The following is a 5,212-nucleotide window of genomic DNA, read 5'->3' as shown; positions in this document are numbered from 1 at the left end:
GGCTATTGCCGGTTCTTGGCTCAGCCGCGCTTAGCGTCGATCGAATAGGCGCCGGCGCCCGAGGAAGCCAGCACGAGGAAGCCGCCCGCAATGGCGAGGTTCTTGAGAAACTGGATCATTTGCATCTGGTCGGCCCAACCGGTGTGGGCGACCAAGCCGGTAGCGACGGTGAAGATCGCCAGCACCCAGGCAACAATCCGGGTCTTGAAGCCGACGAGGATGGCGAGGCCGCCGAGAAGCTCGATCAGGCCGACGACAATGGCCGTTACGGTCGGCAAGGGCAGGCCGAGGGCACCGAAATAGCCGGCCGTGCCGGCGATGGCGGTCAGCTTGCCGAAGCCTGAAAGCAGGAAGATGACGGCAAGCAGGACGCGGCCGAGGAGGATGGTGGTCGAGGCATTGGATGCGCCGGAACCGGCGACTGAAGTGTTGATGGACATGGTGGCTCTCCGGGATGGGTTGATACCGGGGAGATAGAGCAAGCCGACTGTTCACCAAAGCCACCAGACTGGCGACACATTGTTCACAGTACTTATGTTTCCGTGATCGGGCGGCCTGCGAAAAATTTGCTTCGCGTCACGTCGTGACGGGAGTAAATTCTCCCGTCACGAAACACCCGGCTTTTGGTTGACGCAATTCCGGACCGAAAACCGCAAGACACTTTTCCTGGAATTGACTACCCCGGATGCGTCATGTCCTCCGGCCGCACCAGCCGGTCGTAGTCGGCCTCGCTGACCAGCCCGGTGGCGAGCGCTTCCTCGCGCAAAGTGGTGCCCTTCTTGTGCGCGGTCTTGGCTATCTTGGCGGCATTGTCGTAGCCGATGGTCGGCGCTAGCGCCGTCACCAGCATCAGCGAGCGGTCGAGTGCCGCCTTGATGTTGTCTTCGCGGGCCTCGATGCCGACGACGCAATTGTCGGTGAAGGAGACCGAGGCGTCGGAGAGCAACTGCACCGACTGCAGGAAATTGTAGGCCATCAGCGGGTTGTAGACGTTGAGCTCGAAATGGCCCTGGCTGCCGGCAAAGGTGAGCGCCGCATTGTTGCCGAACACCTGCACGCAGACCTGCGTCAGCGCCTCGCATTGGGTCGGGTTGACCTTGCCCGGCATGATCGACGAGCCCGGCTCGTTTTCCGGCAGCGACAGCTCGCCGAGGCCCGAACGCGGACCGGAACCGAGGAAACGGATGTCGTTGGCGATCTTGAACAGTGCGGCGGCCGCCGCATTGATGGCGCCGTGCGAAAACACCATGGAATCATGGGCCGCCAGCGCCTCGAACTTGTTCGGCGCGGTGACGAAGGCGATGCCGGTAATGGTGGCGATGCGATCCGCCACCCTTTCGGCGAAGCCGACCGGCGCGTTGAGGCCGGTGCCGACGGCGGTGCCGCCCTGCGCCAGCTCCTGCAGGCCGGGCAATGTCAGCTCGATGCGCTTGATCGACGAGGCGACCTGCGCTGCATAGCCCGAAAACTCCTGGCCAAGCGTTAGCGGGGTGGCGTCCTGTGTGTGCGTGCGGCCGATCTTGATGATGTGATTGAACTCTCTGCTCTTGGCGGCGAGCGCCTTGTGCAGATGCTTCAGCGCCGGCAACAAATCGTGCACGATGCGTTCGGCGCAGGCGATGTGCATGGCCGTCGGATAGGTGTCGTTCGACGACTGGCTCATATTGACGTGATCGTTGGGATGCACCGGCTTCTTGGAACCCATGACGCCGCCCAGCATCTCGATCGCACGGTTGGAGATCACCTCGTTGGCGTTCATGTTGGACTGCGTGCCCGAGCCGGTCTGCCAGACCACCAGCGGGAAATGCTCATCGAGCTTGCCGTCGATGACCTCTTGCGACGCCTCGACAATCGTCTTGCCGATCGCCGGGTCGAGCCGCTTCAATTCCATGTTCGCTTCGGCTGCCGCGCGCTTGACAATGCCCAGAGCGCGCACGATCGATGCCGGCTGCTTTTCCCAGCCGATCTTGAAATTGCCGAGAGAACGCTGCGCCTGCGCACCCCAATAGCGATCGGCGGCGACTTCGATCGGGCCGAACGTGTCGGTTTCGGTTCTGGTCTTTGCAGCGGTCACAGGTCTCTCCTTATCGAAGTCGGCAACGGCGTATCGCGTTGCACAAACGGCTTCAAGCGGAGATTGCGGGCGGCAAGTATGCAAATCGGTTGAAGGTGATCTCCCCCCTCGAGGGGGAGATGTCGCCGAAGGCGACAGAGGGGGTCGGTTCGACCGGGCGTGACCTCTTATCGCCGCCGGAAGAGGCTGGCGCTCCACGCCTGCTGCCATCTCCCCTCAAAGGCGGGGGATTCTTGCGAAGGAGGACCCCCACCCTAACTTGCCGGGGCGAGACCCGTGGCTCGCCCCGGCAAGTTAGGGGTGGGGGTTCGTGCCGGGCAGACATCTCAGGAATACCATATTCGATAGGCCAGCCGAGGCCGGTTACGCGCCGGTGGTCGCAAGCTCCCGCAGGGCCAGCCGACCCGCGACATAATTCTTGACCTGGCGGACGGCCTGTTCGCGCGAGACGCTGCCCGGCTGCAGGCCGAGCCGCAGCCAAAGCCCGTCGATCAGCGCCGTGACGCCAAGCGCGATGTCGTCGGCATCCGCCGGCGAGGCGAGGCCGTGCAGGCCCGACAACAGGTTCGAGCGCATGCGCGCATGGATCACCCGCTGGATACGGGCCATCTTCTCGTCGCGCGGCACCTCGGCGCAGAGCGACAGCCAGGCATGGCACAGAGGCGGCTGGAACAGATGCTCCTCGAAATTGCCCTCGATCACCGCATCCATGCGCTCCATCGGCGTACGCGCCCGGCGAAGCCGCGCGATCACCGCCTGGCACAGGACGGCATTGGCTTCGCGCATCGCGTGCTCGAACAGTTCCTGCTTGTTGCGGAAATAGTGCAGCACGATGCCTTTGGAGGCGCCGGCCTGCGCCGCCACTTTTTCCAGGGTCGCGCCGGCAATGCCTTCGCGCTCCAGAACCACGAAGGCCGCCTGCCGAAGCTCCCTGCGGCGTATCTCACTGAGACGCTTGAGTTTCACGGGATCGGTCCATGCATCGCGAATCCACGTTGACATTTTCGTCCGCTCAGATCAAGAATTGACCCGTGGGACAATAAAAAGACCAATTGGTCAATTTGACGACAATGAGGAGAACCGAAATGTTGCGCATCCTTGCAAACGGCGTCTGTTTGGCCGCCCTCATGTTGGCCTCTCATGCGGCTCAGGCGGCCGAGGGCCAAGAGTGCAGGACGGTCCGTATGGCCGAACCCGGCTGGAACGACCTTGCCTTCACCACGGGGGTCGCCAACGTCCTGTTGGAGGCGCTCGGCTATCAGCCGCAAAGCCAGGTGCTCGGCATCAACGTCATCTACGAGGGCATGAAGAACAGGGACCTCGACCTGTTCTTGGGCTACTGGGATCCGGCCATGGTCACCTATTACGAGCCCTACAAGAAGGACGGTTCGGTTGAGAATGTGCGCGTCAATCTCGTGGGCGCCAAATACACCTTCGCCGTCCCGACCTACGCCTGGGACGCCGGCGTCAAGGACATTTCCGATCTGCACAAATTCGCCGACAAGTTCGGCAAGAAAATGTACGGTATCGAGCCCGGTTCAAACCAGTTGATGATGGACGCCATCGCCGATCCGGCCTTTGGCCTGGACGGCTGGCAGGTGGTCGAGTCCAGCGAAGCCGGCATGCTTTCCGAGGTCGGCTACGAGATCAAGGAAAAGCAGTTCATCGTCTTTCAGGGCTGGGCGCCGCATCCGATGAACACGATGTACGACTTCAAGTACCTGACCGGCGGCGACAAGTTCTTCGGCCCGAACTTCGGCGCCGCGACGGTGACGACGCAGGTGCGCAAGGGCTATCTGCAGCAATGCCCGAACGTCGCGCAATTCCTCGGGAATCTCGCCTTCGACATCGATTTCGAGAATGTCGGCATGGGCTATCTGATCAATGACGGCATGAAGCCGGAGGACGGCGCGCTGAAGGCAATCACGGCCAACAAGAGCCGTCTCGATGCCTGGCTCGCCGGCGTCACCACTTTTGACGGCCAACCCGGCCTTGCCACGGTCAAGGAAAAGCTCGGCCTGTGAGAGTGGCCGCGCTCAATGACTTGCCGAAGCAGGATGTGATTGCGGAACAGGACGCCTGGGCCGGCCGCAAGCAGTTCGTCACTGTCGGCGATCTCGACATCGCCTATGTCGAGATATCAGGCGCCGAGCCGGCACTGCTGTTGGTGCACGGCTTCACCGACACCAGCCGCAGTTTTTCGCTTCTGGCGCCATATCTGGCCGGCCGCCGTCTGATCATGCCGGATCTGCGCGGCCACGGCGCCTCGCAGGCTGGCAAGAATTGCGGCATCGCCGATCTTGCCGATGATATCGCCGGGCTGATCCGGAGTTTACAACTCGACCGACCGGTCGTCGTCGGCCATTCGCTGGGCGCCATGGTGGCTGTCGCCTTGGCTGCGGGGCACAAGGAGTTGATCGGCGGGCTGGTGGTCCTGGCCGGCACGTTGAAGCCCGATTTCGCGCCGGGTCATCCGCTGGTGGTGAGCGTTGAGGCCCTGCGCGACCCGATATCGCCGGCCGATCCGTTCTATGTCTGGTGGCATGCCTGTCGTCCCGACGTGCCCGCAGCCTTTCTCGCCGGCTTGGCGCAAGAGGCCTCGGCGATGCCGACCCCGCGCTGGCGCGCGATTCTCGAGGAAATCCGCCGCGCCGACCTGACCGATGCTGCACGGGCCGTGCAGGCCCGGACGCTGGTCATCGCCGGCGCCTGCGACCCCCTGTTCGGCGCGGCGCACCAGCAGGCGTTGCAATCCGCTCTTGCCGGAGCCGTCTTCGTTCGCGCCGAGAGCTGTGGCCACAACCCGCATTGGGAAGACCCGGTCCTTGTCGCAAAGGCGATCATCGAGGCATTTGAAGTCTAACGCCCGACCAATGATTGCGATGTGGGCGACAGCCGCAAAGTCTCCGTTTGTTTGGTCAGGCCGAGCTGCGCGGCCTGCCAAAAATCCTGCCATGCCGAAGAAGCGGCTAGGGCGGCCTGGTGGCGGGCATGCGCCTCGGTGCTGGCAAAACCCATGACGCTGATGAAGACGTTTTCATCAGCCCGTACCGGCAGGCGCGGAAAACTGTTTTCGGCATGCTCGGTAATGAAGGCGGCGAGCAGGCGTGCGTCGGCCGTCATCAGGCACGCCGTCTC

The 5,212-nt window shown here is 63.0% G+C and carries 5 protein-coding genes and 1 pseudogene; 2 read left to right on the top strand and 4 right to left on the bottom strand.

Annotation, left to right across the window (positions count from 1 at the left end):
* Positions 1–20 precede the first annotated feature (20 nt).
* The 3 genes from EOB80_RS33345 to betI form a co-directional block, all read right to left on the bottom strand.
* Positions 21–440, bottom strand: a complete 420-nt coding sequence (locus EOB80_RS33345; protein ID WP_127332224.1) for a DoxX family protein — start codon at positions 438–440, stop codon at positions 21–23.
* A gap of 236 nt (positions 441–676) precedes the next feature.
* Positions 677–2,074, bottom strand: coding sequence for a class II fumarate hydratase (gene fumC / locus EOB80_RS33340; protein ID WP_127332222.1), 1,398 nt, complete (start codon positions 2,072–2,074; stop codon positions 677–679).
* 363 nt (positions 2,075–2,437) lie between these two features.
* Positions 2,438–3,076 carry a transcriptional regulator BetI gene (betI, locus tag EOB80_RS33335; RefSeq protein WP_127332220.1) on the bottom strand — a complete coding sequence of 213 codons (639 nt, stop codon included), beginning with the start codon at positions 3,074–3,076 and terminating at the stop codon, positions 2,438–2,440.
* Positions 3,077–3,159: 83 nt separating this feature from the next.
* On the opposite strand from betI, the gene choX reads away from it, so the two are divergent.
* Complete coding sequence (choX, locus tag EOB80_RS33330) at positions 3,160–4,098, top strand: choline ABC transporter substrate-binding protein (RefSeq protein ID WP_127332218.1); 939 nt, start codon at positions 3,160–3,162, stop codon at positions 4,096–4,098.
* The gene (locus EOB80_RS33325; protein ID WP_164762820.1) at positions 4,095–4,937 is read left to right on the top strand and encodes an alpha/beta hydrolase; all 843 of its coding nucleotides are present in this window, start codon (positions 4,095–4,097) and stop codon (positions 4,935–4,937) included. The genes choX and EOB80_RS33325 overlap by 4 nt, the downstream gene beginning before the upstream one ends.
* Here EOB80_RS33325 and EOB80_RS35755 read toward each other — a convergent pair.
* Positions 4,934–5,212 (bottom strand): annotated as a pseudogene (locus tag EOB80_RS35755) (NIPSNAP family protein); the annotation flags it as partial. The gene EOB80_RS33325 and the pseudogene EOB80_RS35755 overlap by 4 nt on opposite strands.

Source organism: Mesorhizobium sp. M7A.F.Ca.MR.245.00.0.0, from assembly GCF_003997415.1.
In the GTDB taxonomy this organism is placed as follows: Bacteria; Pseudomonadota; Alphaproteobacteria; order Rhizobiales; family Rhizobiaceae; genus Mesorhizobium.
Note: the sequence above shows the minus strand (reverse complement) of the source record. Positions and strands in the feature narration are given on the sequence as shown.

Coding starts and splice junctions, on each gene's coding strand:
- EOB80_RS33345 (WP_127332224.1), bottom strand. CDS start 440: ATGTCCATCAACACTTCAGTCGCCGGTTCCGGCGCATCCAATGCCTCG.
- betI (WP_127332220.1), bottom strand. CDS start 3,076: ATGTCAACGTGGATTCGCGATGCATGGACCGATCCCGTGAAACTCAAG.
- choX (WP_127332218.1), top strand. CDS start 3,160: ATGTTGCGCATCCTTGCAAACGGCGTCTGTTTGGCCGCCCTCATGTTG.